The following is an 859-nucleotide window of genomic DNA, read 5'->3' as shown; positions in this document are numbered from 1 at the left end:
GAGGGGCAGCCGTTTATGATGGGACTGATCGACCCCGGCAAACTCACCGAGCCTACACCTACGACCGAAACCTTCCGGGCCGCCAAGTAACCTTCCGGGCTCTGCGACAAAGCTGACGGCCAGCTTCCCGACGGCTTCCACCGACCTTCAAGCCGCTTCCGATTCCTCTAAGTCGTTGCCACGCAATGACCTAACCGCTCTGGCGTCCACGCGTGCGCCAAAACCTCGCAAGGCCCCCTGATTGAAAGTCTTGCCATAGCTGCATCGCCGCGATCGGTGATGCCGTCTTCTTCGGCCGAGTGACGTTCACTCAGCCGCTTTCACCCCAGTCAGCTCGCCCGGCTACCGGTGCGCGCCGATCACAACCAAAGGATGCTAAATCCATGTCGCAAGTTCCCATTCCCACCGTCCTGCTGTCTCGTTACTTCAGTCACCTCAAAATGAACAACTGGTCTGCCAACACGATCTCGCGACGAGACTATGTCTTGAACAAGTTCATCGCCTGGTCAAGTGAACGCGGCATCGACGCCGTCACCGAAATCACATCGGAGTCACTCGCCGCATACCGACGATACCTGTACTACTACCGCAACGGTCGCACCGGCAAACCACTGAAGTTCTGCACCCAGGCAAGCTATCTCTCAACGGTCGTGCATTGGCTTGGTTGGCTCAACGAACAAGGCTGGATCAACAGCGATCCATCAACGAACATCGAACTACCGAAAGAAGAGCAACGTCTTCCATCATCACACTTGACAATCGATGAAATCGAAACGCTGTTGAACTCCGTCGATCTCGCAACACCGACTGGTCTCCGGGACCGCGCGATCCTGGAACTGTTCTACGCCACCGGGATGCG

The 859-nt window shown here is 56.8% G+C and carries 1 protein-coding gene; it reads left to right on the top strand.

Annotated features, from left to right (window positions below; translation table 11 throughout):
- Positions 1 to 383: 383 nt before the first annotated feature.
- The coding region (locus tag H1B37_RS32970) for a site-specific integrase (RefSeq protein ID WP_436299116.1) at positions 384 to 859 on the top strand (476 nt) is incomplete at its 3' end.

The organism is Stieleria mannarensis (assembly GCF_014154935.1).
Lineage (GTDB): Bacteria > Planctomycetota > Planctomycetia > Pirellulales > Pirellulaceae > Stieleria > Stieleria mannarensis.
Note: the sequence above shows the minus strand (reverse complement) of the source record. Positions and strands in the feature narration are given on the sequence as shown.